Origin of the sequence: Polynucleobacter necessarius (genome assembly GCF_900095205.1) — a bacterium.
In the GTDB taxonomy this organism is placed as follows: domain Bacteria; phylum Pseudomonadota; class Gammaproteobacteria; order Burkholderiales; family Burkholderiaceae; genus Polynucleobacter; species Polynucleobacter necessarius_E.
This window is the reverse complement of the sequence record NZ_LT606951.1, coordinates 1,592,155-1,616,248: the sequence shown is the minus strand read 5'-3', so window position 1 is coordinate 1,616,248 and position 24,094 is coordinate 1,592,155. Positions and strand designations below refer to the sequence as shown.

Annotated in this window: 24 protein-coding genes and 10 pseudogenes; 18 read left to right on the top strand and 16 right to left on the bottom strand. The window is 45.3% G+C overall.

Annotated elements, in window-relative coordinates:
- The first annotated feature begins 1 nt into the window (after position 1).
- On the top strand, positions 2-601 hold the full coding sequence (locus DXE37_RS08915) for an isochorismatase family protein (RefSeq protein ID WP_114637241.1): 600 nt from the start codon (positions 2-4) through the stop codon (positions 599-601).
- A 23-nt stretch (positions 602-624) separates the two neighbouring features.
- Positions 625-1,397: pseudogene (locus tag DXE37_RS08910) on the top strand (SDR family NAD(P)-dependent oxidoreductase).
- 117 nt (positions 1,398-1,514) lie between these two features.
- Here DXE37_RS08910 and DXE37_RS08905 read toward each other — a convergent pair.
- A complete protein-coding gene (locus tag DXE37_RS08905) occupies positions 1,515-1,940 on the bottom strand; it encodes a DUF2889 domain-containing protein (RefSeq protein WP_231971292.1) in 426 nt (141 codons plus the stop codon).
- Positions 1,941-2,042: 102 nt separating this feature from the next.
- Between DXE37_RS08905 and DXE37_RS08900 the strand changes: the two are divergent.
- Positions 2,043-2,769, top strand: a pseudogene (locus tag DXE37_RS08900) (pseudouridine synthase).
- Positions 2,770-2,780: 11 nt separating this feature from the next.
- Positions 2,781-3,074, top strand: a complete 294-nt coding sequence (locus DXE37_RS08895) for a 4a-hydroxytetrahydrobiopterin dehydratase (protein WP_114637240.1) — start codon at positions 2,781-2,783, stop codon at positions 3,072-3,074.
- Here DXE37_RS08895 and DXE37_RS08890 read toward each other — a convergent pair.
- Positions 3,071-3,286, bottom strand: coding sequence for a hypothetical protein (locus DXE37_RS08890; protein ID WP_114637239.1), 216 nt, complete (start codon positions 3,284-3,286; stop codon positions 3,071-3,073). The two genes, DXE37_RS08895 and DXE37_RS08890, sit on opposite strands and share 4 nt — an antisense overlap.
- A gap of 143 nt (positions 3,287-3,429) precedes the next feature.
- On the opposite strand from DXE37_RS08890, the pseudogene DXE37_RS08885 reads away from it, so the two are divergent.
- From DXE37_RS08885 to DXE37_RS08875, 8 genes and pseudogenes are all read left to right on the top strand, one after another.
- Positions 3,430-3,929 (top strand): annotated as a pseudogene (locus DXE37_RS08885) ((2Fe-2S)-binding protein).
- A 10-nt stretch (positions 3,930-3,939) separates the two neighbouring features.
- Positions 3,940-4,077, top strand: coding sequence for a hypothetical protein (locus DXE37_RS11785; RefSeq protein ID WP_197713190.1), 138 nt, complete (start codon positions 3,940-3,942; stop codon positions 4,075-4,077).
- Positions 4,047-4,967: a molybdopterin cofactor-binding domain-containing protein gene (locus tag DXE37_RS11780; RefSeq protein WP_197713189.1), complete on the top strand. Its 921-nt coding sequence runs from the start codon at positions 4,047-4,049 to the stop codon at positions 4,965-4,967. The genes DXE37_RS11785 and DXE37_RS11780 overlap by 31 nt, the downstream gene beginning before the upstream one ends.
- Positions 4,948-5,430, top strand: coding sequence for a molybdopterin cofactor-binding domain-containing protein (locus DXE37_RS13715; RefSeq protein WP_197713188.1), 483 nt, complete (start codon positions 4,948-4,950; stop codon positions 5,428-5,430). The genes DXE37_RS11780 and DXE37_RS13715 overlap by 20 nt, the downstream gene beginning before the upstream one ends.
- Positions 5,378-5,788: a molybdopterin cofactor-binding domain-containing protein gene (locus DXE37_RS13710; RefSeq protein WP_197713187.1), complete on the top strand. Its 411-nt coding sequence runs from the start codon at positions 5,378-5,380 to the stop codon at positions 5,786-5,788. The genes DXE37_RS13715 and DXE37_RS13710 overlap by 53 nt, the downstream gene beginning before the upstream one ends.
- Positions 5,758-5,973, top strand: coding sequence for a molybdopterin cofactor-binding domain-containing protein (locus DXE37_RS11765; protein ID WP_231971291.1), 216 nt, complete (start codon positions 5,758-5,760; stop codon positions 5,971-5,973). Before DXE37_RS13710 ends, DXE37_RS11765 begins: the two co-directional genes overlap by 31 nt.
- Positions 5,925-6,170 carry a hypothetical protein gene (locus DXE37_RS11760; protein ID WP_197713241.1) on the top strand — a complete coding sequence of 82 codons (246 nt, stop codon included), beginning with the start codon at positions 5,925-5,927 and terminating at the stop codon, positions 6,168-6,170. The genes DXE37_RS11765 and DXE37_RS11760 overlap by 49 nt, the downstream gene beginning before the upstream one ends.
- A 73-nt stretch (positions 6,171-6,243) precedes the next feature.
- Complete coding sequence (locus DXE37_RS08875; RefSeq protein WP_114637238.1) at positions 6,244-6,837, top strand: protein-methionine-sulfoxide reductase heme-binding subunit MsrQ; 594 nt, start codon at positions 6,244-6,246, stop codon at positions 6,835-6,837.
- Between the two features lie 5 nt (positions 6,838-6,842).
- Here DXE37_RS08875 and DXE37_RS08870 read toward each other — a convergent pair whose 3' ends face one another.
- Together DXE37_RS08870 and DXE37_RS08860 are read right to left on the bottom strand one after the other, a co-directional pair.
- The gene (locus tag DXE37_RS08870) at positions 6,843-7,733 is read right to left on the bottom strand and encodes a transporter (protein WP_114637237.1); all 891 of its coding nucleotides are present in this window, start codon (positions 7,731-7,733) and stop codon (positions 6,843-6,845) included.
- Between the two features lie 409 nt (positions 7,734-8,142).
- A complete protein-coding gene (locus tag DXE37_RS08860; protein WP_231971290.1) occupies positions 8,143-8,772 on the bottom strand; it encodes an SOS response-associated peptidase in 630 nt (209 codons plus the stop codon).
- Between the two features lie 91 nt (positions 8,773-8,863).
- Between DXE37_RS08860 and DXE37_RS08855 the strand changes: the two genes are divergently transcribed.
- Complete coding sequence (locus tag DXE37_RS08855; RefSeq protein WP_231971289.1) at positions 8,864-9,391, top strand: SurA N-terminal domain-containing protein; 528 nt, start codon at positions 8,864-8,866, stop codon at positions 9,389-9,391.
- Between the two features lie 38 nt (positions 9,392-9,429).
- A pseudogene (locus DXE37_RS12985) lies at positions 9,430-9,546 on the top strand (peptidylprolyl isomerase); the annotation flags it as partial.
- A 183-nt stretch (positions 9,547-9,729) separates the two neighbouring features.
- On the opposite strand, the gene DXE37_RS08850 reads toward DXE37_RS12985, so the two are convergent.
- Genes DXE37_RS08850 through fdxA form a run of 4 tightly spaced genes read right to left on the bottom strand, consistent with a single transcriptional unit; the run spans position 9,730 to position 12,462 of the window.
- A complete protein-coding gene (locus DXE37_RS08850; RefSeq protein WP_114637235.1) occupies positions 9,730-10,218 on the bottom strand; it encodes a dihydrofolate reductase in 489 nt (162 codons plus the stop codon).
- Between the two features lie 15 nt (positions 10,219-10,233).
- Entirely contained in the window at positions 10,234-11,028 is a 795-nt protein-coding gene (locus tag DXE37_RS08845; RefSeq protein WP_114637234.1) for a thymidylate synthase, read from the bottom strand.
- A 43-nt stretch (positions 11,029-11,071) separates the two neighbouring features.
- Positions 11,072-12,118: an NAD(P)/FAD-dependent oxidoreductase gene (locus tag DXE37_RS08840; protein ID WP_114637233.1), complete on the bottom strand. Its 1,047-nt coding sequence runs from the start codon at positions 12,116-12,118 to the stop codon at positions 11,072-11,074.
- 20 nt (positions 12,119-12,138) lie between these two features.
- On the bottom strand, positions 12,139-12,462 hold the full coding sequence (fdxA, locus tag DXE37_RS08835; RefSeq protein WP_068322070.1) for a ferredoxin FdxA: 324 nt from the start codon (positions 12,460-12,462) through the stop codon (positions 12,139-12,141).
- A gap of 127 nt (positions 12,463-12,589) precedes the next feature.
- Here fdxA and DXE37_RS08830 point away from each other — a divergent pair.
- Positions 12,590-13,583 (top strand): annotated as a pseudogene (locus tag DXE37_RS08830) (2-hydroxyacid dehydrogenase).
- Positions 13,584-13,682: 99 nt separating this feature from the next.
- Here DXE37_RS08830 and DXE37_RS08825 read toward each other — a convergent pair.
- The 6 genes and pseudogenes from DXE37_RS08825 to DXE37_RS12980 form a co-directional block, all read right to left on the bottom strand.
- A complete protein-coding gene (locus DXE37_RS08825; RefSeq protein WP_114637232.1) occupies positions 13,683-13,976 on the bottom strand; it encodes a hypothetical protein in 294 nt (97 codons plus the stop codon).
- A 12-nt stretch (positions 13,977-13,988) separates the two neighbouring features.
- Positions 13,989-15,300: pseudogene (gene moeA / locus DXE37_RS08820) on the bottom strand (molybdopterin molybdotransferase MoeA).
- Positions 15,297-15,897 (bottom strand): annotated as a pseudogene (mobA, locus tag DXE37_RS08815) (molybdenum cofactor guanylyltransferase MobA). Before mobA ends, moeA begins: the two co-directional pseudogenes overlap by 4 nt.
- Positions 15,897-17,025: pseudogene (moaA, locus tag DXE37_RS08810) on the bottom strand (GTP 3',8-cyclase MoaA). Before moaA ends, mobA begins: the two co-directional pseudogenes overlap by 1 nt.
- A 750-nt stretch (positions 17,026-17,775) precedes the next feature.
- Positions 17,776-19,500 (bottom strand): annotated as a pseudogene (locus tag DXE37_RS08805) (Rne/Rng family ribonuclease); the annotation flags it as partial.
- 86 nt (positions 19,501-19,586) lie between these two features.
- Positions 19,587-19,829 carry a hypothetical protein gene (locus tag DXE37_RS12980; RefSeq protein WP_114637230.1) on the bottom strand — a complete coding sequence of 81 codons (243 nt, stop codon included), beginning with the start codon at positions 19,827-19,829 and terminating at the stop codon, positions 19,587-19,589.
- 138 nt (positions 19,830-19,967) lie between these two features.
- Between DXE37_RS12980 and DXE37_RS08795 the strand changes: the two genes are divergently transcribed.
- From DXE37_RS08795 to DXE37_RS08785, 3 genes and pseudogenes are all read left to right on the top strand, one after another.
- Positions 19,968-20,981: an RluA family pseudouridine synthase gene (locus DXE37_RS08795; RefSeq protein ID WP_114637229.1), complete on the top strand. Its 1,014-nt coding sequence runs from the start codon at positions 19,968-19,970 to the stop codon at positions 20,979-20,981.
- Positions 20,982-21,002: 21 nt separating this feature from the next.
- Positions 21,003-21,685: pseudogene (locus DXE37_RS08790) on the top strand (HAD-IA family hydrolase).
- Positions 21,686-21,693: 8 nt separating this feature from the next.
- Complete coding sequence (locus tag DXE37_RS08785) at positions 21,694-22,644, top strand: S49 family peptidase (RefSeq protein WP_114637228.1); 951 nt, start codon at positions 21,694-21,696, stop codon at positions 22,642-22,644.
- A 22-nt stretch (positions 22,645-22,666) separates the two neighbouring features.
- Here DXE37_RS08785 and DXE37_RS08780 read toward each other — a convergent pair whose 3' ends face one another.
- Complete coding sequence (locus tag DXE37_RS08780) at positions 22,667-23,440, bottom strand: SAM-dependent methyltransferase (RefSeq protein WP_114637227.1); 774 nt, start codon at positions 23,438-23,440, stop codon at positions 22,667-22,669.
- Positions 23,441-23,452: 12 nt separating this feature from the next.
- On the bottom strand, positions 23,453-24,091 hold the full coding sequence (locus DXE37_RS08775) for a Maf family nucleotide pyrophosphatase (RefSeq protein ID WP_415066978.1): 639 nt from the start codon (positions 24,089-24,091) through the stop codon (positions 23,453-23,455).
- Positions 24,092-24,094: the final 3 nt, after the last annotated feature.

Here is a 24,094-nt window from a genome sequence, read left to right as displayed (position 1 = left end):
CATGTTTAATTCTGCTACTAGTGCGCTCATCTTAGTTGATTATCAGACCCATTTACTTCCTAGCATTGATGAGGGAAATGCTGTGCTGGGTGGTGCAATATTTTTGGCAGAGCTCACAAGACTTTTGGATATACCTATTTTGGGGACTGAGCAAAATCCTGAAGGTCTCGGCCCAAATGATGAGCGAATTAAGAATTACTGTAATCAAACAGTATTGAAGCATTCATTTAATGCAGTAGAGAGCGGTTTGGTGGGGGCAATTCAAAAAGCTAATCCTCTCATTAATCAGATAGTGCTAGCTGGCTGCGAAACCCATGTTTGCCTAATGCAAACTGCATTGGGGTTAAAGGAAAATGGGTATGAGGTAGCAGTAATACCTAATGCTTGCGGAAGTAGAGCGCCTAGCGATAAGTTTCTGGCTATAGAGCGCATGAGAGCGCAGAGTATTCCGATGCTCAGCATAGAGATGATTATTTTTGAGTGGTTGAAGAATTCTAATCACCCTCAATTTAAAAATATCTTGCAGTTAATTAAAAATATCTTGCAGTTAATTAAAAATGTCTTGCAGTTAATTAAAAATGGAATTGAAAAGATTAAATAATGAATGCAGACCAAAGAGAGTATATGGAACATACGGTTTTAGTTACGGGTGCAACTGCAGGATTTGGGAAGGCAACTGCTAGACGATTTTTAGCTCATGGTCATCGTGTGGTTGCTTGTTGGTAGAAGGGCAGAAAAATTGGAGTCTCTAAAATTGTCATTGCCGCCTGAACAGCAAAACAGACTCCTCTTGCTGGTACTCGATGTTTGCGATAAGCGCTCAAGTGGACGGACTTGTGAGTGCGCTACCAGCAGAATTTTCAGGGGTGACAGTTTTAGTGAATAACGCGGGCCTTGCTTTGGGTTTTGGAGCCCGCATATCAAGCGAATATCTCTGATTAGGATCGCATGATTGATACTAATATTGAGGTTTGGTGCATATGACCCGCGCTTTCTTGCCTGGAATGGTCGAGCGCAAGAGAGGGCATATCATTAATGTGGGGTCTGTAGCGGGACACTATCCCTATCCCGGTAGCAATGTATATGGATCAACGAAAGCATTTGTAAAACAGTTCAGCCTGAATTTACGTGCTGACTTGATTGGCACCCCTATAAGGATAACTTGCGCTGAGCCTGGCTTAAGTTCGGGCACCGAATATTCCAATGTTCGCTTTAAAGGTGATGATGCGAAAGTAGAGAAAGTCTACGAAGGCGTGCACGCCTTAAGTGCTGATGATATTGCCGAGGCAATTTACTGGTCTGCTACATTACCTGCGCACATGAATATCAATGCTCTTGAAGTGATGCCGGTACAACAGTTGTTTGCCGGTATGACAATACATCGAGGCGCCTTGTAAGCTTAAGGCTTGTCTTTCCACTGATAAAACTGTGGATAAACACGCATCACTACTGGGCCATTGAAGTTCCAAGATTTACAGGTTCCAAGATAGGCCGGCGGCTTTTTGCCTTCTGGGTCAAAGAAGGCTCCAGGAATGGATTGATAAGCTGCGGTTGCTAGGGCTAACCAATAGTTCACGCAAGTGAGTGCAGCCTTTAATTCCGCCCAAATGAGTATCAATCGTTTTGCGCCAACCTCTGCCTAGACGATCTCCAATCAGGCCCTCCATCGGAGGAATGACTTCAGTACATTCCGCATGAGGATGCCTATCCATTACCACCTCTATATCTTGGATAACAAAATCTTGGTCTAGCGTTACGCGAACCCACATATCGTGAAAAGCTTCCCCTGGTTGCCAAACTTTTGCACTGGTTTGGAGGGGGGTTGTTTTGAAATCTTTTAAATGACCTTCTATATCCCATAAGCCATCTTCTCTCGCGTAACCCTGAAAAGTAATTTCTCGGGCGTGAAGGAGGAAGCGTGGTTTTGGCTTAGAGAGCATGGCTGTAGTGTCTTGGGGTCGCGTTAGTGCCCTATGATAATGAATTCAAAAATTCAAGGGCAGACCACACTTGAATGAGCTCTGTAGTATGCTTTTTCACGTATGGCAAAATCAATTTCTCTAGAAAAAATTCTCTTTAGCCAAGGCTTCGGTACGCGTCGCTATTGCAGTGACTTGGTGTATGCAGAGCTAGTTAAAGTAAATGGAAAATTGGCTGAAGACCCAGAAGAAAAAATTGCTACTGAAGGGCTTATCCTGAATGTAGAGGGTAAGGATTGGGAGTATCACGAGAAGGCCTATCTCGCATTTAATAAGCCAGCAAATTATGAGTGTTCCCATAAAACGACCCATCATCCAAGCGTTTATAGTTTACTTTCCAGCCCATTTGTTGAGCGAGGCTTGCAGTGTGTGGGGCGTTTAGCCTATGACGCCACGGGATTGCTCTTGATTTCTGACGATGGACAGTTCATTCATAAGATGACCACTCCTAAGAAAAATATAGGGAAGGTTTATGAAATTACTACACCAGAACCTATTACTCAGAAGCAAATAGATCACTTGCTCAATGGCGTTGTGCTTGATGACGACCCTAAGCCTTGTTTTGCTACCGTATGCGACATCATCTCAGAGCACGTGTTGGCAATGACTATCGTTGAAGGGCGTTATCACCAAGTCAAGCGCATGATGGCTGCGGTCGGGAAACCATGTAGATAAGTTGCACCGCACGGAAATTGGAGCCTACCGCATGCCTATTGATTTGGCTGAGGGTGAGTGGCGGTGGCTTTATCCGGAAGATTTAAAGCAGCTATCACAAAGTAACGCTACTTAAGGGCTTAGATCTTGAAGATTGAAGAATTGAACGTAGTAGCAGAGCTTCCCTTGTGGTCACTATTGGCTGAGGGAAAGGCGATTACGCGTGAATTTGTTTTTGTAGATTTTAAGCAAGCCTTTGAATTTATGACTTTAAGTGCGCAATACGCTGAACAAATTAATCATCATCCTGATTGGTCAAATTCTTGGAACAAGGTAACTGTTCAACTAAGCACCCATTCAGTCGCTGCTTTGACTACATTGGATGTTCAGTTGGCAAAAGCAATGGATGCTTTTGCCGATAAAGTAATGAATGCCAATTAGTGCTCATCGCCCTCATGTTCTTCTTCGTTCATGCTCATTAAGATGGTGGCGAGTAAGCCATAAACTACCTCGGTGGAAATCATGCCCTCCTCATCAAGTTCATCAATTAAGTCATTGAGTCGATCTTCCGTAGGCTCATTGAGTAAGGTCATTGCGCACTCACACCCAAAGTCAAAATCTTCGTCGTTCTGGGTTTGGTTTTCTTCAGTCATATTTATCCTTAAATGAGCTTTTAGGATAGCAAATTACCGCCCAATTCGATAGGGCTTTGGCTTGGCTAAAGGCGTTTTATGTGCAAGCGCAAAAAGATCAGAATGATTTATAGTCATTTGAAAAGAAAAACATGGGAGGCAATATGCAGTTAGATATTAACGGGCAGATTCAAAATATCGATGTGGAACCCAATATGCCCTTGTTATGGGCTATTCGGGAGGTGGTAGGGTTAACGGGAACTAAGTACGGTTGTGGCGTAGCGCAATGTGGCGCCTGTACCCGTTTACCTCAATGGAGAGCCTGTTCGTTCTTGCTCTATTCCGGTATCTGCAGTCGGTAAGGCCAAAATCACTACTATTGAAGCCTTATCTAAAAATTCTATGCATCCAGTGCAGCAAGCTTGGATTGCTCCAGATGTACCTCAGTGTGGTTATTGTCAGCCTGGTCAAATAATGGCTGCGGGCAGCCCTCTTAAAAAGAAATCCAAAGCCTACCGATGCCGACATTGATAATGCGATGGGAAATTTATGCCATTGCGGTACTTACCAAAAGATTCGCGATGGAATCCATGTGGCTTCTGGTCAAAAGAAGTTGGTGGATGTTTTAGCGCAATACGGCGCCACTCCAGCGACTCGCGGGTAAGGGGGTAAATATGACTACTTATAAACCGTTTATTCGTTTAGAAAACTCTTCCCGTCGTGAATTTATTATCAAGGGCACCATGATTGGTGGTGGCTTGATGTTGAGGGTAGAGGCTCATTGCCTGAGGATGCTTATGCACAGGCTCTAGCTATATATGATCCCAATACGCCTATTCAAGTTGGAGAGTCCGAAGTAAATGCTTGGGTTAGCATCAAACCTGATGACACAGTTCTCATCAGAATTGCCCGCTCTGAGATGGGGCAGGGTACTCGTGCTGGATTAGCTCAGTTGGTAGCAGAAGAGTTGGAATGCAATTGGAAGAAAGTTAAAACTCAATCCGCTACTCCTGGTCAAAGCTTGGCGCGGAAGCGTGTTTGGGGAGAGCATGGTACAGGCGGTAGCCGTGGTATTCGTATTTCTGAGGACTATGTTCGTCGGGGAGCAGCAGCAGCGCGAATGATGTTGATGCAGGCTGCAGCCAATCAGTGGAATGTGCCCGTTAATGAACTGGTGGTGGATAAAGGCATCATTGTTCATGTGCCAACGGGGCGTAAAATAACTTATGGCAAGGTGGCTGAATTAGCTTCGACCCTAACTCCGTCTGATCCAAAATCAATTACCCTCAGAGATCCACGAAAGTGGAAAGTAGCAGGGCAGCCCTATGCTCGGATTGATACAGCTAACAAAGTCAATGGATCCAAGGTATATGGCATTGACTTGCAACTCCCGGGGATGCTTTGTGCCTCTGTCAAGGCTTGCCCAGTATTTGGCGGCAAATTAGTGAGCTATGACGAAGCCAAGATTAAAGAGATGCGTGGCGTTAAGGGCGTTGTCAAAATTAAGGACAGCACAGTTGCTGTAGTGGCTGATACTTGGTGGTATGCCAACGCCGCGCTGAATGCAATGCCTATTGTTTGGGATGAAGGCAAAGCTGCTACCGTTTCACAAGATGGCATTAATAAAATGTTGCGTGAAGGTCTGGATGAGCAAAGTGATTTTTGGCAGCGCAAAGTAGGAGATGCGCCTGCTGCTATTTAATAGTGCCGCAAAAAAAGTAGAAACCATTTATTACACACCTTATCGTGCTCACGTCACGATGGAGCCAATGAATGCTACCGTTAAAATCACAGGCGATCGAGCAGAGGCATGGGTGCCAACTCAAAATGGAGAGGGTTCATTAGCTGCATTATCTGAAGCCACTGGATTTCCGCTTACCAATTGTGAAGTTTATAAATTAGATTCTGGCTGTGGTTTAGGTCGTTGTGGATCAACGCAGGATTTCACAACCTTAGCCGCTAAAGTGGCGCAAAAATTCCCAGGCATCCCAGTCAAAGTAGTTTGGAGTCGTGAAGAAGATATGACTCATGATTACTATTATCCAATCGCAATGGCAAAGATGACTGCGGGTATTGATGGTTCTGGAAATGTCACTGGCATGCATATTAAGGTTGCTGGCCAATCAATTAGCAACCCTAGCCCCACAAAGCATCAAGAATGGTAAGGATGAGCGTCAACTTCAGGGTTTTTATGAGAATGGACCAGATGCACAACTTGGCTACACTTTTCCAACACTCTTAACCGAATACGTTATGAAAAATACCCACGTACCTGTTGGTCCATGGCGTGGTGTGAATACAAATCAAAATGGCATTTTTATGGAATGCTTCATGGATGAGTGTGCAAAGGCGGCTGGAAAGGACCCAGTGCAATTTAGGCAAGCGCTGATGCAGAGTCATCCAAAGCATTTAGGCGTACTAAATGCTGCCACTAAAAAGCAGAGTGGGATAAGCCTTTGCCCGCAGGAACGTTTCGCAGTATTGCACAGTTCATGGGTTACGCCAGTTACTCTGCTTGTGTAGCAGAGGTGACGGTTCAGAATAATGTAGTGAAAGTAACTCGTTTAGTCTTTGCTTTAAATTCTGGGCATGTAGTTAATCCTTACTTAACTCGTGAGCAAATTGAAGGTTCTATAGCGATGGCATTGGGGGCTATTTCTTGCCTGAGATCTCCGTGGAAAATGGCCGCATTAAGCAGCAGAATTTAGATACTTATCCACTACTGAAATTGGCCTCTACCCCTAGAATTGAAACCGTTCTCGTACCTAGTTATGATTTCTGGGGTGGGGTAGGTGAACCCACGATCTGTGTCGTTGGTCCAGCAGTTGCGAATGCAGTTTTTGCTGCAATTGGTGGGTCCGTTCGCAATTTTCCGCTGAGCAAAGAAGGGTTGAGTTTGGCTTAGATATCAATTCAGGCTATTTTTGATGAATCGACCCTATTAGTTTGATAATGAATAGGGTCGTTTAATATGGCTTATGAATTCAGTTAAGGCAATCGTCTTTTTGCTATCCCTAATACCGCTAGCCCGTTTGATCTGGCTTGGTGTTCATGAAGACCAAGGAGCCAATCCCATCGAATTCATTATTCGTTCAACTGGCACTTGGGCACTAATCTTTTTATGCATCACGCTTGCGATGACTCCATTGCGCTTGCTTACTAATCATGTTGCATGGGTAAAGTTGCGACGTATGTTAGGCCTGTTTTGCTTCTTTTATGCCTGTATTCATTTTTCAATTTGGTTTTGGTTAGATCAAAACTTAGATATTCAGTCGATGTGGGGCGATGTCTTGAAGAGACCATTTATTACTATGGGATTTTTGACTTTAGTATTGCTAACTCCTTTAGCTCTGACATCAAATCAATGGGCTGTTCGAAAATTAGGAAGACGCTGGAGTTTATTACACAAGCTTATTTATGTAGTTGCCTGTACTGCCATCGCTCACTACTGGTGGCATAAGGCTGGTAAAAATGATTTAGAGGTAGTTTCTATTTATGGCGCAGTCTTACTGATGCTGCTTGCCTGCCGACTGCCGATGATTAAACATCTTATCCAGCGCAAGCGAGTATAAAAAACTTAAAACTCGGTTGTGTAGCGAACGATCAAGCGACGGGTTTCAATGAAGCCATTTTTAATTTCCATGTCACGTCCGTATTGAAGGCTGATTCTGCCAAATGGGTAATGTGCCAAAGCGCTCAGCAACAAGCGCTGTGTATTCACAACATTGTTTTGATAGGTGTTACCAATTGTGGTGGCGCCACTTGCCACATAGAAATAGGAGGCACCTAGAGTGTAGGTTTGATTAATCTTATAAATAGGCCCAAGCTGTGTGGTGGTGAGTATTTTCTGATTTAGCGAGGTATTGTTTGTTGAGAAACACGCGGCAGCGCACTGACTATTGCCTCCAAACCACATCGTGTCGACGGCAATCATCCCATCCAAATTTTCAATAATGGGTTGCTGATAGCCCATTTGAATATCTGTTTTATAGCGGTTCTCGCTAACATTAAAAACTTGCTGACTGTTATAACTTCCTGTCGGTGCAGTTAGATAGCCAGCTATGCCAAAGTACCGCCTTTTTTCTCTGTCCGCATAAGGCCATACTGCGGTAGCAAAGGTGAGGTCGCCAAAGCCAGTAGTTGCAGAATATTCTGCAAGAGATCCAGTGGGCTTAATCGATCCATAGGGGATCTGGAGATAAGAAATCCCTGGCAAATCCATGATGGAATAACTCGTACTGATACGAGCTATAGCGCTTTGAGTATTGATATCGGGGCTGACAAAGGGTTTGGACGAGATAGCCGAACCATTTTTGTAGAAAGTGCCGCTCCCTGTATTGAGATAACTAAACATCGCATGACTTTTGCCTGGTAGTGGCGCGACGATATCATTGGGCTGCAAATCTACCGCCAAGCAAATAGATGGAAGCAGCAATAAGGCTAGCGCAAGGACTCGATATAAATACATCTTGGCATTGTAATTAATTGAAGGGAAAGTAAATGACCCACCTCACCTACAATGGTGCCTATGTCTAAATACCTTATCGGATTAATCCCTTGCCCGTTATTCATGAGCTTCTGCGCATGGGCTCAAAGCCCTTCGCCGAACGCAGGAATGCAGACATACTCTCCATACTCCGCAAGAGATCAACGAGTTTAATAGTCAGCCTCTTACTCCTGTTGAGGGTCCATTTTGACCGGTTGCTCCGAATGCAAAACAAATGGATCCTTCCAAGAAGCCTTCAATAGATTCGAAATACTATAGTCAATCGAAGGGTGAGGAAGAGGCTGAGGCTCTAGAAGCGGAATCAGCTGAACCCTATCAGCCTATGAGTCCCGTCATTAGTTTTTAGAGTCTTTAGAAGAAACTCAATTCCCTAGCTAGACAGTATAATTAACTCAGGCATTGAATTTAAATGAAGTAAGGCGCGTGCTTCTTCTGGTGTTGCATTAAGCCATGCATCGAATAGTTCGGGCTTTAATGGAACTACTGTGCGTTTCTCATCTTCAGGTTTATGCATGCGTTGCATTACTGGGTGAGCACTTGCATCAATTGTTAGCATTGAAAACGAGGCTATGAGTTCCCCGGTTTCTGGCTCGGTCCAGGTATCCCAGATAGAAGCAATTGCCATGGGCTCTTGATTCGCTTGTTTGATTGCAGTGCGTATTGCTTTACCTGATTTATAGCAGGGTTCGTAAAAAGCATCCGCTAAAGTTAACGCGTAATGACGTTGCGACCAAGCATGTCTATAGGATGGTTTTTGATCTACCGTCTCCACCCTAGTGTTATAGGTTTTTCTACCAAAGGTCTCCTCTTTTGCCCATGAAGGTATCAGGCCAAAACGCGCTAAACCTATGGCGGTTCGGTTGGTGTTGTGGCTTTTGAGAATGATGGGGCCGGGGTAGGTTGGAAATACTTCAAGTACGCTGCTCATTGGCAGGTCAAGATCAAAGTGGGACTTAACCCAACCAATATTGACAGTAGTGATGTATTGAACGCACATCATGGCATTTTAGCTTGGTGTATTAGGGTGCGCAGAATGTCTGCTGTTAATATTGAGGCTAATTATTAGAAAGACTAAATCCTTATGAAACCTTTTGTATTCAATCTCTTGTTCATTCGCATTTATTGCTGTTGGAGTATTGACCAGCGCATTTGTATGTGGCGCTTATGCTCAACAAAGTGGGTTACCAATCAATGCTGCAGCCTCTGTGAATGGAACCATTATTACCAATGACATGGTGGAGCAGGGTATTAAGGTTGCCATTTCCCAGGGGCAAAAAGATTCCCCAGAGTTGCGTAAGGCTGTAATTCAAAAGTTCATTGAAGTGTTATTGCTTGCTCAACAGGCTGAAAAGGATGGTCTGGCGAATTCTGAAAGAGCCAGTACACAATTGCTGATGATTCGTCAGAATTATTTGGCGGATTTAGAGCTCTCTATATACATGGCAAAAAATCCAGTTACAGACGCCGATGTTGAAGCTCAATACAAAAATGAGATTGCATCCCTCGGCCCTCAGGGAATGATTAATGAATACAAGGTGAGTGATATTGCAGTTGCCTCAGAAGCGGATGCTCAGGCTGCATTGGCTCGTATTAAAAAAGGGAGTCATTTGATAAGGTAGCAAAAAGTGTTTCTTTAGCACCCAATAAGGCTCAAGGGGGAGCGGTAGGATGGATTCAAGCTGGGCAAGTTACCCCTCAGTTAGCGAGCGTCTTAACTAGTCTTGCTAAGGGCCAGGTTTCACAGACCCCAATCCAAATGCAACAAGGTTGGTATTTGATCAAGCTCGAAGATAAAAGATCGACTAAGCCACCTGCGCTAGAGCAAGCAAAGCCTGCTATTCGTGCTGCGTTGACTCAAAGAAAGCAATATGAATTTTTAAGTTAGATTGCTAAGGATGCAAAGATTGTTGTTCAGTGATTTAATGTGGCTTAAAAAAGGACTCCTCGGAGTCCTTTTTTATTTCCGCTCTAGCGTAATGAAATTGAATGTGATATCACCCTCAGATCCTGGAGTACGCTCCACCTCTTTCCATTCGGATGCATCCGGAACCTCGAAGAAAGTATCTCCGCCGTCAATGTCTAAATCAATCTCGGTGATGTAAAGCCGATCTGCAATATCAAAAGCTTGATTAAAGAGCTGCTTGCCACCAATGACAAACACACGAGAAAAATCGCTTAAGCGATTTAATGCCTCTTCTAATGAGCTAGCTAACTCTGCTCCGGCCAGTTGAAAATTGGCATTGCGACTCACGACGATATTGCGACGTCCAGGCAGGGGGCGCCCAATAGATTCCCAAGTCTTACGACCCATGATGACAGGATGCCCCATAGTGACGCGTTTGAAAAACTGTAAATCAGCAGATATCTTCCAAGGCATTTGATTGTCACGACCAATCACGTGTTTGCGCGAGCGCGCGACAATCATAGAAATAGCAGGTTGCGTCATAAGGGGGCTAGATTCTTAAATAGCTACAGGAGCTTTGATGTGTGGATGGGATTCATATCCGACGATTTCAAAATCTTCAAACTCGTAATCAAAAATTGAAGCAGGTTTGCGCAAAATATTGAGCTTGGGTAATGGGAAGAAGTCCCTTGAGAGCTGGAGCTCTACCCGTTCTAAATGATTGCTATACAAATGGCAATCTCCGCCAGTCCAAATAAAGTCACCTACCTCCAGATCACATTGTTGAGCCATCATGTGCGTCAGCAGGGCGTAGCTAGCAATATTAAACGGTACGCCCAAAAAGATATCTGCACTGCGTTGATAGAGTTGACATGACAGCTTCCCATCAGCAACATAAAACTGAAAGAACGCATGGCATGGTGCCAAGGCCATACGAGGTATGTCTGCGACGTTCCATGCAGAAACAATAATGCGACGTGAGTCTGGATTCTTCTTAATTGTCTCTACTACTTCGGAGATTTGATCGATGTGTTGACCATTAGGGGCTGGCCATGAGCGCCATTGATAACCATAGATAGGCCCCAGATCGCCGTCGGGTGCGGCCCACTCATTCCAAACGGATACGCCACGCTCTTTCAGCCAGTTATTGTCTGTACTGCCCTTGAGAAACCAGAGCAATTCATAAATGATAGATTTGAGATGGAGTTTTTTAGTGGTCACCATCGGAAAGCCTTCAGCCAAATTAAAGCGCATCTGATGTCCAAATACAGAAACCGTGCCAGTCCCAGTTCTATCGGATTTCTGGACGCCTTTGGCAAGGACTTCTTTCATGAGATCGTGGTATTGACGCATATATAGGCTAAAAGTGGTTATGTATGAACAAATAAAGGATAGCTTACTCGAATGTGGGTGGCTTGACTCCCAAGGCTTTGTGGAGCTTGGGTGAGGTGGTCGTATATTGGAGCTGAACCTGTTTTTCGGGGTTTAGATATTCTGCTGCCGCGAAGGCAGCTAGTGCAGCCTCATGAAATCCTGACAGGATGAGTTTTTTCTTGCCGGGATAAACATTAATATCGCCTACTGCATAAATTCTCGGAATGCTGGTTTCAAATTTAGCGGTATCAACACATATTTGTTTGCGATCGATATCAAGACCCCATTCTGCAATGGGCCCCAACTTAGGTGAGAGTCCGTAGAGCACCAGAAGATCATCAAGGGGAATATTTTTAGATTCGCCATCAATATTAGTGAAGACAACTTCTATCAGTCGATCATTCTTCACTTCGTACCCAGATACTTGTCCGATCAAAAGTTCCATTCGATGGTTTGCGCAAAGCTCACGCATTCTGGCAATAGATTTAGGCGCAGCTTTAAAGTCATCACGACGGTGTATTAAAGTAACACTGGCTGCAATTTCAGAAAAATGAACGGCCCAGTCCAGAGCTGCATCACCACCTCCGCAAATAACCACCCTCTTGTTTGCAAACTGTTCTGGGTTTTTAATGTGATAAAACAACTGCTGCCCTACAAAAGCATCTATACCTTCAAGGTTGATGGTGCGGGGTTGGAAAGCGCCAACTCCGGCAGCAATAAATACAGTTTTGCTCAGAAAGTGATTGTCTTGTGAGGTACTAATTAGAAAGCGACCATCTGATTGTGACTCTAGCTTCGTGACCTCTTGACCAAGATGAAATTGAGCGTCAAAGGGTTCAATTTGCCTTAATAAATTATTAGTGAGCTCACGTCCAGTGCAAACTGGAATTGCTGGGATATCGTAAATTGGTTTATCTGGATACAGCTCAATGCATTGACCGCCTGGCTCGGTGAGTGAGTCAATCACATGCGCTTTAATTTCTAGCAGACCTAATTCAAAGATCTGAAAAAGACCCACTGGACCGGCGCCAATGATGACGGCATTGGTTTGTGTGGGTGAGTACAACACAAATTTCTTTTGCTAGTAAATTACTTTACGAGCTGGTCAAGTTTATTTTTAACATCTTTCCATTCCTCAGCATCTGGAAGAGCTGCTTTGGACTTGGTAATCGAGGTCCATGAAGGAGAGAGTTCAGCATTGAGTTTGATGAAGGCTTGCTGATCACCAGGAACATCATCTTCAGCATAAATGGCATTTACCGGGCATTCAGGTACGCATACTGCGCAGTCAATACACTCATCCGGATCAATGACCAAAAAATTAGGACCTTCGCGGAAGCAGTCAACTGGGCAAACATCAACGCAGTCGGTGTATTTGCAGCGGATACAAGATTCAGTAACAACGTAAGTCATGGTGGTTTTGTTTCAAGAGCCCCAAAAGATGGGTGCTAGGTTATAAAAGTTTAATTTTAGCCGAAATGGCCTATTTTTAAGGCGAAAGGGTCTAAAGGGTCTATTTAGTTGAGGTAAAGTTCCTCCTATGAATACACAGTCAAATTCTCTGCCTAGTAACTCAAAACCCAAAATTTTGGTGGCAAGAGCCATATTTCCAGAGGCTTTAGCAAAACTCGAGGAAACTTTTGCGGTGCGATCCAATTAAGAAGATCGGATTTTTAGTCCAGAAGAGTTGCAAAAAGAACTCTCAGGGGTTGTAGGGGCTTTAGAGTTGCAGGTAGCGAAAGAATTGATGCAAATCATTAGCTCACGCTGAAAATCTAAAGATTGTGGCTAATATTTCTGTGGGATATAACAATTTTGATGTCCCAGCAATCACTGCTGCAGGCGTAATGGCTACCAATGCTCCAGATGTATTAACAGACACTACACAGCCGATTTCGGTTTTGCTCTATTGATGGCAACTGCAAGACGTATTACTGAATCTGAGCATTGGGTAAGAGCAGGTCTATGGGACAAGTGGTCAATTGTGAATAATCCACTTGGCATGGATTTACATCACAGTACTCTTGGCATTATTGGCATGGGGCGCATTGGTCAAGGAATTGCTAAGCGCGCATTGGGATTTGGAATGAATGTGATTTATCACAATCGCAGTCATCTATCAGATACTGATGAAAAGGCCTATGGTGCCAAGTATGTTTCCAAAGAAGAATTACTTCGTACTGTTGAGCATGTGATGCTCGTATTGCCTTATAGCGCTCGGAGTCATCATACGATTGGCGCTAAAGAAATTGCACTCATGAAACCGACTGCAACCTTGATAAACATTGCCCGTGGTGGCATTGTGGATGATGCTGCACTGGCTTCAGGCGCTCAAAGAAAAAAGAATATTTGCGGCTGGTCTAGATGTATTTGAGGGTGAGCCATCCGTCCATCCTGAATTATTAAAGTTGAGTAATGTGGTGCTTGCTCCGCATATTGCCAGCGCTACAGAAGCTACTCGCAGAGTAATGGTTGATTTAGCGATTGAAAATTTACGCTCAGCCCTTGAGGGAAAAACCTCCGAGCTTGATTAATGCTGAAGTCTATCGGGGCTAAAAGTTTGGTCGTGATAAAAAATAAAGCCAAGTACTTGCTCAGCTTTATTGATGAGATGAACTTTGAATTAGGATGGATTACTCCGCGTCAATTTCTTCTGGTAGTTCACGCATTGCTAATTCGATACCGCCAAATTTTCCTGCTACCCAGTTGTAAACTTTGCAGGCAATCCACAGCAAACCAAATCCAAGAAGTGCATTCAGAATGAGTGCGGATAACACCGTAAACCCTGGAATCGCTCCATCACGGATGAAGGCCACAAACAGTGCTAATAAAACGATTGGTACGGAAAAACATAGGTAAACCAAAACTAAGGTTTTGGCAGTGTGCATCGGGTCTAGAAAGGCTAGTTCTTTTTTGGTTAGTTTCATGATGACGCAATCTTAAAGCAGTCCATCAAAAAGCGCTACATCTACCCAGTCTCCAGCGGCTATGTTGCCCTGATTGTGGGTGAGGATGACAAAGCAATTTGCCTCGCTCATCGATCTCAAAATGCCGGCACCTTGACTCCCAGTCAGCCTGACGGTTGGTTTCCCATCGGCTCCACGCCCCAAGATGGCGCGTTGAAACTCGGTGCGTCCAGGCTTTTCCGAATGGATGCCTCAGCAATTGCCTGCGTCAGCGGTGGCTCTGTTTGGTTTGCGCCATTCAGTTGTAGCAAGGCAGATCGAACGAATTGATAAAACGTCACCATGACTGCTACTGGGTTTCCGGGTAAGCCAAAGAAGAGGGTCTTGCGTGTATTTCCGGATACTGGCTTGAAGACCCCAAAAGCCATGGGGCGGCCAGGGCGCATCGCAATTTTCCAAAAGCCGACATCCCCAAGCTCTTCCATGATTTGTTTAGTGAAGTCTGCTTCACCAACCGAAACACCCCCAGAAGAAATGAGTACATCCGCTTTGCCTGCAGCCTCAATGAAGGCTTGCTTCAAGGCAGTAGGATCATCACGCACAATCCCACAGTCGATGATGTCTAAATTAAGTCGATTAAGTAAGCCAGTCAGACTGTAGCGATTTCTGTCATAAATACTGCCAGCATCTAATTCTTGGCCCAGGCCACGAAGCTCATCGCCCGAAGACAGAATGGCTACCTTAAGTTTGCGCTTCACAAAAAGCGAGGCTACGCCTAAGGATGCGGCTAAGCCAAGGTCAGAAGAGGGCGCAGTAGTCTGCCAGTCGCAATTGCTGGTTTTCCTTTTTGAAGATCCTCGCCACGTAAGCGTCGGTTCTCACCAGGCTTTAATTGATCGTCTTTGAACTCAATGCTGCTCTCATGTATCGCGCTGGTAAATTCTTGAGGAATGACGGTGTCGCAACCTACAGGCATAACAGCGCCAGTCATTATTTTGAGGCAGTCACCAGGAGCAACCGTGCCTTCATAAGGCTTCCCAGCAAAGGCAGTGCCCACAATCCGCAAGGAAATAACCGCGCTATCTGTATCGAGACATTTGCCATCAAATGCAAAGCCATCCATGGCAGAGTTATCTGCTGCTGGTACGTCGATTGGTGAGAGTAAATCTACCGCCAAAATACGATCAATCGCTTGATTCAAAGGAACCATTTCCATAGCAGTCGAATCCTGAAGGGCTGTTGATTCTTGAATGAGGTCGTTTACCAATCCTGCAATAGCTTTGCGAGCATCATCCACATGAAGTGACGAAGTTAATAGGATGGGTGCGTTTGGGGAATGGTTCATATGGATGTGTCTTCTAGTGCTTGCAATTCTTCAGGTGTATTCACATTAGCGAAAGCTTGGGAATCATCAAAGATTACAGTGCTGCTACGTAAATCTTTAAACCAACGATCAATTTTGAGATTGCCATTTTCGAGAAATTGATTCAATGAATCTTCTAGCTACGCATTAAGCAAAAAACAGGTTGCGCCCAAACTTTGCCATCAAGCTCTTTGCTGGAGGCGTATACCAATTGAAAATCTCCGCGCTCCATTTCAGCAATTAATAACTCAGCCAAGTTTTTGGGAAGTAGAGGGGAGTCGCAAGGGGGGTCAGTAGATATGGGGTCTTACAGGTCTTTAGGCCGACCGAAAATCCGGCCAAAGGGCCAGAGAAATCTGGCGCCTCATCCATGATGACGGGATAACCATAAGCAGCATATTTCGTAATGGTACGGTTTGCATTAATGAGAATGGTTTGGGTCTGAGGTTTTAGTCTAGCGATGGTGGATTCTATGAGCGGTTGCCCATGAAAGGGAATTAAACCTTTATCAATACCACCCATCCGTTGTGCGCGTCCGCCCGCTAGAATGAGTCCCGTAATCTCTTTAGTGGAAAGCATTAGCCGCCAATATATGATATTTCAACCTTGCGGTCATTGGATAATTGGGTTGCTGTGTTTGAACCCCGAATTTCTGAATAGTGATCGTCGCGTGTTGACCAAGTATTCATTACGGCATTGGCTATCTCAAGATCACTTTTTCCAGAGCGCAACAAGGTTTTAAAATCAAATCCTTCGTTAGCAAAAAGGCAGAGATACATCTGCCCATCGGTGGAAATGCGTGCTCTAGTGCATTCATGACAGAAAGTTTGAGTGACACTAGAAATAACACCAATTTCTCCCGTGCCATCAAGATAGCGCCAGCGCTGTGCGACTTCACCTGTGTAGTTCGCTTCAATTGGTTCTAGAGGGAATGCTTCGTTAATTCTGGCGATGACTTCTTTAGACGGATGCACTTGCTCCATATTCCAACCATTAGAACTGCCGACAGCCATAAATTCTATAAAGCGCAGAATGACGCCGCTGCCTTTAAAGTGTTTGGCCATTGAAACAATCTCGTGATCGTTTGTGCCTTTTTTAACCACCATATTGACTTTGATATTTTCAAAGCCAACTTCTTGAGCTGCGGCAATTCCGTCGAGCACATCGGCTACCGGAAAATCGACATCATTCATTTTCTTGAAGATAGCATCGTTTAGACCATCTGGGCTGACGGTTAACCTTTGCAGTCCTGCAGCTTTTAATGCTGCAGCTTTTTTACGCAAGATGCTGCCGTTAGTCGTTAGGGTGAGATCAAGGGGCTTACCATCAGATGTCTGAATTTTTGCAAGCATTTCAATCAGCACTTCTAAGTTTTTGCGCAATAGAGGCTCACCACCCAGTTAGTCTAATTTTTTCCACACCCAAGGTAGTGAAAATCGAGGTCAGCCGAGCGATTTCTTCAAAGCTCAGCAATTTTTTATGAGCTAAATAAGGGTAGTTTTGATCGAATACTTCCTTTGGCATGCAATAGGTGCAGCGGAAATTACAACGATCAGTTACAGATATGCGGAGATCTCTTAAGGCACGCCCGCGAGTATCTTTGGTTTGACCATGTGGTTGAAGCAGATGAGTGCCAACAGACGGAGTTAGACCTCTGCCTTCGTCGGTGCGTATAGGAATCACTTTGGGAATTGCTTTTTCAACCATATTCTCAATTATGGCTGTGAAACAGGGTTTCTGCCAAACCGCCAAATATCCTTTTGGGATAAATGGCGGTCTGGAGAAAAAGCTTTAGATAGCTTAAACCGTTTTTTCTTGGCCGCCGGTTTCAACTAAAACCATTGGCCCGTCAGGAAGTTGGGCAGCGGGTTTAGGCGCTCTGCCAAGGTTGTGGACCACAGGTTCTGCCTGAATCTGGCTTTGCGCTTCAGCATGCTTAGATGAGTCGGTGGCGACCCAGATCATTCCTGCTGATTGCACAACACTATGCAATGGGGTTTCTTCAAGCGCCTGAAATGCCACTTTAGGAAGCTCTGGTGCAGGCTTCGTAATCACCTCTACGGTTGCTACAGCTGCAACTACCGCTGCTGGTGCTGGTGTGCTTGCTGGAGCTGGGGTGGAACCTTGTGCAGAGCGATTCGATTGACGCGGAGCACGAGGTGCGCGCTCAGGTCTTTCTTGTTTTTCTGCAACAGGTTTTGCATTACTAAAGCTACTCACGATATTCTGAATTGGCATGCTTGCAGAAGCGCCGGCCATTCCAGCTGGAGGGCCTGAAAATGGGCTGACTGATACGGCTGTATTAGGCGTATTTGCTCCTTCGTTACCGCCTTCAGTACGCTCACCGCGTTCACGTTGACCGTGACCACGACCGCGACGATTGCGACCACGATTGCGATCTCCGTTACGACCTTGGTTACGTCCACGGTTGTTGCTAGGAGCTGGCTTCTCTTCAACTGCTGGAGGTGAACTAAAGAGGCTCTTAATAAATCCAAAGAAACCACCAGAGCTTTCTGCTTTCACTACTTTTTCAGTGCGAGCAGGACGCGGTTGGCTAATCGGCGCAGGTTGTGTTGGAGTGATACCTTTAACAGCTGCTTCTGGACGGACTTTGACATCAGCATCTTTTTTGCGAACTGTTGTATCTGTTTCCAATTCCCGAGCAGCTTCTTCTGCCATCACATAGCTGGCTTTTTGATCGTCAAGACGTGGATCGTCATGACGTAAGCGCTCTAGTTTGTAATGTGGAGTTTCTAAATGCTTGTTTGGAACCATCAAGACATTGACCTTGAAGCGTGTCTCAATCTTGATCACTTCAGCACGTTTTTCATTCAACAGGAAGGCAGCTACTTCGACTGGAACCTGTGTATGAATAGCTGCTGTGTTTTCCTTCATTGCTTCTTCTTGAATGATGCGCAGAACTTGCAATGCAGAAGATTCGGTATCACGAATGTGACCTGTGCCATTACAACGTGGGCAGGTCACATGGCTACCTTCAGAAAGTGCTGGACGCAAGCGTTGGCGTGACATTTCCATCAAGCCAAACTTGGAGATCTTGCCCATCTGAACGCGAGCGCGATCGTGACGTAGCGCATCTCGCAGGCGATTCTCAACGTCCTTCTGGGCTTTACTGGACTCCATATCAATGAAGTCGATCACGATTAAGCCGCCCAAGTCACGTAAACGTGCTTGACGAGCGATTTCATCAGCAGCTTCTAAGTTGGTGCGGGTTGCAGTCTCTTCAATGTCAGAGCCGCGGGTTGCACGTGCAGAGTTCACGTCCACGGAAACCAAAGCTTCGGTGTGGTCAATCACAATTGCTCCGCCAGATGGTAATGGCACAGTACGTGAGTACGCAGTTTCAATTTGATGCTCAATTTGGAAGCGTGAGAACAAAGGTACGTCATCTTGATAGCGCTTTACGCGTGGCAAGTTGTCTGGCATAACAACAGACATAAATGCGGCAGCTTGTTCGTAGATGTTATCGATATCGATGAGGATCTCGCCGATATCTGGTTGGAAGTAATCGCGAATAGCGCGAATGACTAAGCTAGATTCGAGGTAAATCAACAATGGTGCCGAATTGCCTTTGGCGGCTTCATCAATGGCTTTCCACAACTGCATCAGGTAACTTAAGTCCCATTGCAATTCAGTGGCATCACGACCGATACCAGCTGTACGAGCAATGATGCTCATGCCGTCGGGTACTTCTAGTTGAGACATCGCTTCGCGAAGTTCTTGACGGTCTTCGCCTTCAATACGGCGAGAAACGCCACCTCCATGGGGGTTATTTGGCATCAAGACCAAATAACGGCCTGCCAAGGAGATAAATGAGGTGAGTGCAGCGCCTTTTTGGCCGCGCTCTTCTTTTTCTACTTGAACAATGATTTCTTGACTTTCGCGTAAGGCATCCTTAATAGAGGCGTTACGGACATCGATGCCCTCTTTGAAATAACTGTGGGCAACTTCCTTGAATGGCAAAAAGCCATGACGCTCTTCGCCGTAATTGACAAAGCAGGCTTCTAAGGAAGGTTCAATACGGGTAATGACACCTTTGTAGATATTGCCTTTACGTTGTTCACGACCGGCAGCTTCAATATCGATATCAATGAGTTTTTGACCATCAACGATGGCAACTCGCAACTCTTCTTGTTGAGTTGCATTAAACAACATGCGTTTCATAACACTCTCTCCTATGGAGGGGGGCGTCGCTGCGCGCTGCGTTAGGGGACAAGTTAAATACCGCTTAGGACAGAGTCTAAGGCGGTTTACGAGTGTGGAGCTTGCAAACCTAGGCACTTTTTGCCTAGTTCACCCAGTTCACGTTTGGTTAAATCGGTGCCACACTTGACGATCGCCGCAGAGACCTCCTTTAGGTCATCAATGCAGGCGCGCGCCTGAAAACTGTCTTCTAATCGTGGGTCGCGGCATACGGCACACCAACCCTGCGCCTCATTACAACGGGGGAGGGGCGACCCCGGGAGTCCATTAAGGGCGACTCCAAGCTCCACGATTCAAGCGCCTGACTTCAGGCTGGTCTCGGGCCAATAAATTGGCTAGAGCGTTGATTATACGGCACAAGTTGCGTGACAATGGGGTATTGTTGAGTCCCTTGTCATCTCCGAATGGGGTTGCAAAAGAGATAAATCATGAAATCCGAACTCATTTCCAAGCCTCCTAAGCTAAAAACCCCCTCCAGTTCAGCGCCTGCTGCAGGGCATCTTCAGATTATTGGTCCAGAAGAGGCTGGTCAACGCTTAGATAATTATTTATTACGATGGGCTAAAGGGGTTCCCAAAAGCCACGTTTACCGAATTATTCGATCGGGAGCGGTAAGGGTCAATAAAAAGCGCGCCGAGCCTACCACTCGTCTCGTTGAGGGTGATGTAGTTCGAGTTCCCCCTGTCCGAATTGCCGAACCCGCCCAAATGGCAGCCGTGAACTCTGCCCAAACTAAGTCTAGGGCGCATGGCTACTCAGACAAAATGCCCATCCTTTTTGAAGATGAGGCTCTTTTAATAGTGAATAAGCCAGCTGGTTTGGCTGTTCATGGTGGTTCAGGTATTGCACTTGGGGTGATTGAAACCTTACGGATTACCCGTCCAGAGCTGAAGTTTTTGGAATTAGTTCATCGTTTAGACCGAGATACTTCAGGAGTATTACTCTTGGCTAAAAAGCGTAGTGCTTTAGTTGAGCTCCATCGTCAAATCCGTGAGGGTCAAACCGACAAATGCTACTTCTTGCTTGCACATGGTGAAATCGTGCAAGGCGCCAAAACGATGCAACTGAAGTATCCACTGCATAAATATCTTCTGGCCAATGGAGAGCGTCGTGTCAGGATGGATCCAGACGGTCTGCCTAGCCATACGGCATTGAGAGTCACTAAAATTTTTAAGCGGGATGATGCTGCTATTACGTTAGCTGAAGCACAACTAAAGACAGGGCGCACCCATCAAATTCGGGTGCATCTGCAAAAGTTGGGTCATGCCATTTTGGGTGATGATAAATATGGCTTTGAAGATATCGATAAACTGATTAAATCAAAGCGCTTATATCTTCATGCACATTTGGCAGGATTTACGCATCCTCGCACTGGTGAAAAAATGCGCATTGAATCGCCGTTGCCACCAGAATTTACTGCCATGATGAAAACGTTTGAGTAGTGCAATTACAGTAAGCTAAGTATGTCGCAAGCCAATAAAATAAATCGTCCATATGACCTCATCGTTTGGGATTGGGATGGAACCATCATGGATTCCACGCCAACGATCGTTCACTGCATTCAGCAGGCTTGCCGCGATTTGGGCTTTAAGGTACCTGACGACCAGTTGGCAAGCTCGGTCATTGGTTTGGGAATTCAGGACTCCTTGCGAAGAGCAGTTCCTTGGATTGAGCCGATTCATTTTCAAAAACTGACTGACCGTTTTCGCTACCACTATCTGGTAAAAGATCATGGGCTCGATTTGTTTGTCGGCATTCGGGAGTTGCTAGAAGAGTTACACGATAAGCAATATCTACTTGGTGTAGCAACTGGTAAATCTCGTGTGGGTCTAGATCGCTCACTAAAGCATCATCAAATAGGACATCTTTTTCATGAGACGCGCACGGCAGATGAACCATTTTCAAAACCCCATCCAGGCATGTTGTTGGAGTTATCTGATGTTACTCAAGTGCCTACGCGTCGTATGCTCATGATTGGCGATACCACGCATGATTTGGATATGGCGGCTAATGCCGGCGTAGATGCTATTGCTGTGACCTATGGGGCCCACCCGCCCGATACTTTGAAAACATCACCTTCATATTAGTGCATGTGGACAATGTTGCTCAACTATCCCAATGGCTTAAAAATAATTTGCAACACTAGGAAACGACATGACGGAAAACAATCCAAATCAAAATTGGGAGCGACAAGCGCTTGAGCATCTCTTATTGGAGAATTTAAAAGAGACACGCAAAGCACGTCGCTGGAAAGCGGTATTACGCGTTCTGACATTGCTTGTGATCGTTGGCGCCTTAATTTCTATATTTGATTTTCATCTTCCTGGTAAGGGCATGGGAGTGGAAAAACATACTGCTTTAGTCAGTCTGGAGGGAGAAATTTCTTCCAGCTCGATGGCTAATGCAATGGATATCAATTCATCCTTAGTGTCGGCATTTGAGAATGAGCAAAGTGCTGGAGTCGTATTACGTATCAATAGCCCTGGAGGCTCACCAGTCCAAGCTGGCATGATCAATGATGAGATTCATCGTTTGCGTAAGCTGTATCCAAAAAAACCGTTTTATGTTGTTGTCGAGGATATTTGTGCGTCTGGCGGATATTACGTGGCGGTTGCAGCAGATCAAATCTTGGTCGATAAAGCGAGCTTAGTAGGATCGATTGGCGTCATCATGGAAGGCTTTGGGTTCACTGGCTTAATGGATAAGCTCGGGGTGACGCGTCGCATGATTACATCAGGATCCAATAAGGGCATGCTTGATCCATTTAGCAAAGAAAACCCTAAACAAGTTGAAATGGTGAAAATCATGATTGATGAGATTCATCAGCAATTTATTACGGTAGTGAAAGAAGGTCGTGGCGACCGTTTAAAAGATATCCTCGATTTATTTTCTGGTCGAATTTGGAATGGCGAACAAGCAGTGAAGATTGGCTTGGCGGACGGCTATGGCACTGTTGATACCGTTGCGCGCGATATTTTTAAGGCGCCCGATATTTTGGACTACACCATGAAAGAAAACTTCGCAGAGAGAGTTGCTAAGCGCTTTGGAGCGGAAGCTGGAGCTGCTGCGGGTAAGGTTTTGGTGAAAACGCCAGATCTTAAGTAATCAAGATTAAACAAATCGTAGCCTAGGCCAATAGTAGAAAAACTGTTGGCCTATTTTGTAATGAAGCGCATGCCGCTTCATTGGAGTAGCGTTTACGCCATTCAGCAACGGCGAGTGTTGTGATCATTTCAGATTTGAGGCTGAAGTCTATTCCAAGGCAAAGCAAACTTTGTGGTGCTAAAGAATTGATGCATGCCATCAGCATGGCGGCATTGCGATAGGGTGTCTCAATCCATATTTGGGTTTGCTGCAGCTTTCTGGATTCAATTTCGAGTTGTTTGAGTTTGCTGCCGCGCTCATGGGTGTCATGAGGCAAGTAGCCCTGAAATGCAAAGCGCTGCCCATTGAGACCACTTGCCATCAACCCCAACAAAATCGAGCTTGGACCTACTAATGGCTTTACTTGGGCACCTAATTTATGGGCTGCTAGCACTAATTCAGCACCAGGATCAGCAACACCAGGAACGCCCGCTTCGGACATTAAACCCATATCGTTTCCGGCCAGAAGTGGCTTGAGTAAATCAGCGGGTTTTACCGAATCACCATATTTGGCGTTACGTGCTGCGCCACGCCATTCGCTCATCTGCATTTCTTGAATGGTGCAAACCAGTGGTGAAACTGTATCGATTGCTTTAAGTAGGGCGCGTGCCGTTTTGGCATTTTCCACGATCCAGTGCTGAAGCTTGGCTGATTGTGCAATGGTTTGGGCAGGTAGCACCCAGGGGGGTAATTGCTCTGCGCGGCCATCATCACCTAGAGTATTGGGAACTAAATACAGCGTGCCGAGTTTGCTCATGAATATTTTTTCTTATTGTTTTGATGGAATCGCAAATCCTGCATCGCGTAGTAAGCCCGTTAATGCAATGAGTGGTAATCCAATTAAAGCAGTTGGGTCATTACTCTGGATGGACTCTAATAGGCTAATTCCAAGTCCTTCAGACTTGGCGCTACCTGCGCAATCATAGGGCTCCTCAGCTAGTAAGTAACTTTCCAATATATCGTCAGAGAGTTTACGAAAAGTGACTTCGGTTGGAATGCTTAAAGTAGTTTGTATGTCACCTTTCATTAAACAGAGTGCGGTATGAAAAGTCACTGTTGCACCACGCATCAGTTGCAACTGCGCCAATGCTCTTTCAAAATTACCTGGTTTTCCGATTGCTGCCCCACAAAGATCGGCAACTTGATCTGAGCCTATTACCCAAGCTTGAGGATGTAATTTGGCAACTGCTGTTGCTTTGGCATGAGCGAGGCGAAGTGCTAATTCAAGGGTGCTTTCGCCGGGAAGGGGGGTTTCGTCTACTTGAGGGGAAATAACTTCAAAAGGAATGCGTAGGCGCGCTAAAAGTTCACGTCGATATTGCGATGTGGACGCCAAGATGAGACTTGGATTTTGGGGTGTATTGGTAGCAATACTCATGTTTAGCTGTGCTTTCTGGCTGGCATTCATTTA

What these genes read in the sequence shown, in the direction of transcription:
- DXE37_RS08915 (WP_114637241.1), top strand. Translation starts at nt 2, where the DNA reads ATGTTTAATTCTGCTACTAGTGCGCTCATCTTAGTTGATTATCAGACC.
- DXE37_RS08905 (WP_231971292.1), bottom strand. Translation starts at nt 1,940, where the DNA reads ATGCTCTCTAAGCCAAAACCACGCTTCCTCCTTCACGCCCGAGAAATT.
- DXE37_RS08890 (WP_114637239.1), bottom strand. Translation starts at nt 3,286, where the DNA reads ATGACTGAAGAAAACCAAACCCAGAACGACGAAGATTTTGACTTTGGG.
- DXE37_RS11785 (WP_197713190.1), top strand. Translation starts at nt 3,940, where the DNA reads ATGACTACTTATAAACCGTTTATTCGTTTAGAAAACTCTTCCCGTCGT.
- DXE37_RS13715 (WP_197713188.1), top strand. Translation starts at nt 4,948, where the DNA reads ATGCGCCTGCTGCTATTTAATAGTGCCGCAAAAAAAGTAGAAACCATT.
- DXE37_RS11765 (WP_231971291.1), top strand. Translation starts at nt 5,758, where the DNA reads ATGGGTTACGCCAGTTACTCTGCTTGTGTAGCAGAGGTGACGGTTCAG.
- DXE37_RS08875 (WP_114637238.1), top strand. Translation starts at nt 6,244, where the DNA reads ATGAATTCAGTTAAGGCAATCGTCTTTTTGCTATCCCTAATACCGCTA.
- DXE37_RS08870 (WP_114637237.1), bottom strand. Translation starts at nt 7,733, where the DNA reads ATGTATTTATATCGAGTCCTTGCGCTAGCCTTATTGCTGCTTCCATCT.
- DXE37_RS08860 (WP_231971290.1), bottom strand. Translation starts at nt 8,772, where the DNA reads ATGATGTGCGTTCAATACATCACTACTGTCAATATTGGTTGGGTTAAG.
- DXE37_RS08850 (WP_114637235.1), bottom strand. Translation starts at nt 10,218, where the DNA reads ATGACGCAACCTGCTATTTCTATGATTGTCGCGCGCTCGCGCAAACAC.
- DXE37_RS08845 (WP_114637234.1), bottom strand. Translation starts at nt 11,028, where the DNA reads ATGCGTCAATACCACGATCTCATGAAAGAAGTCCTTGCCAAAGGCGTC.
- fdxA (WP_068322070.1), bottom strand. Translation starts at nt 12,462, where the DNA reads ATGACTTACGTTGTTACTGAATCTTGTATCCGCTGCAAATACACCGAC.
- DXE37_RS08825 (WP_114637232.1), bottom strand. Translation starts at nt 13,976, where the DNA reads ATGAAACTAACCAAAAAAGAACTAGCCTTTCTAGACCCGATGCACACT.
- DXE37_RS08795 (WP_114637229.1), top strand. Translation starts at nt 19,968, where the DNA reads ATGAAATCCGAACTCATTTCCAAGCCTCCTAAGCTAAAAACCCCCTCC.
- DXE37_RS08785 (WP_114637228.1), top strand. Translation starts at nt 21,694, where the DNA reads ATGACGGAAAACAATCCAAATCAAAATTGGGAGCGACAAGCGCTTGAG.
- DXE37_RS08780 (WP_114637227.1), bottom strand. Translation starts at nt 23,440, where the DNA reads ATGAGCAAACTCGGCACGCTGTATTTAGTTCCCAATACTCTAGGTGAT.
- DXE37_RS08775 (WP_415066978.1), bottom strand. Translation starts at nt 24,091, where the DNA reads ATGAATGCCAGCCAGAAAGCACAGCTAAACATGAGTATTGCTACCAAT.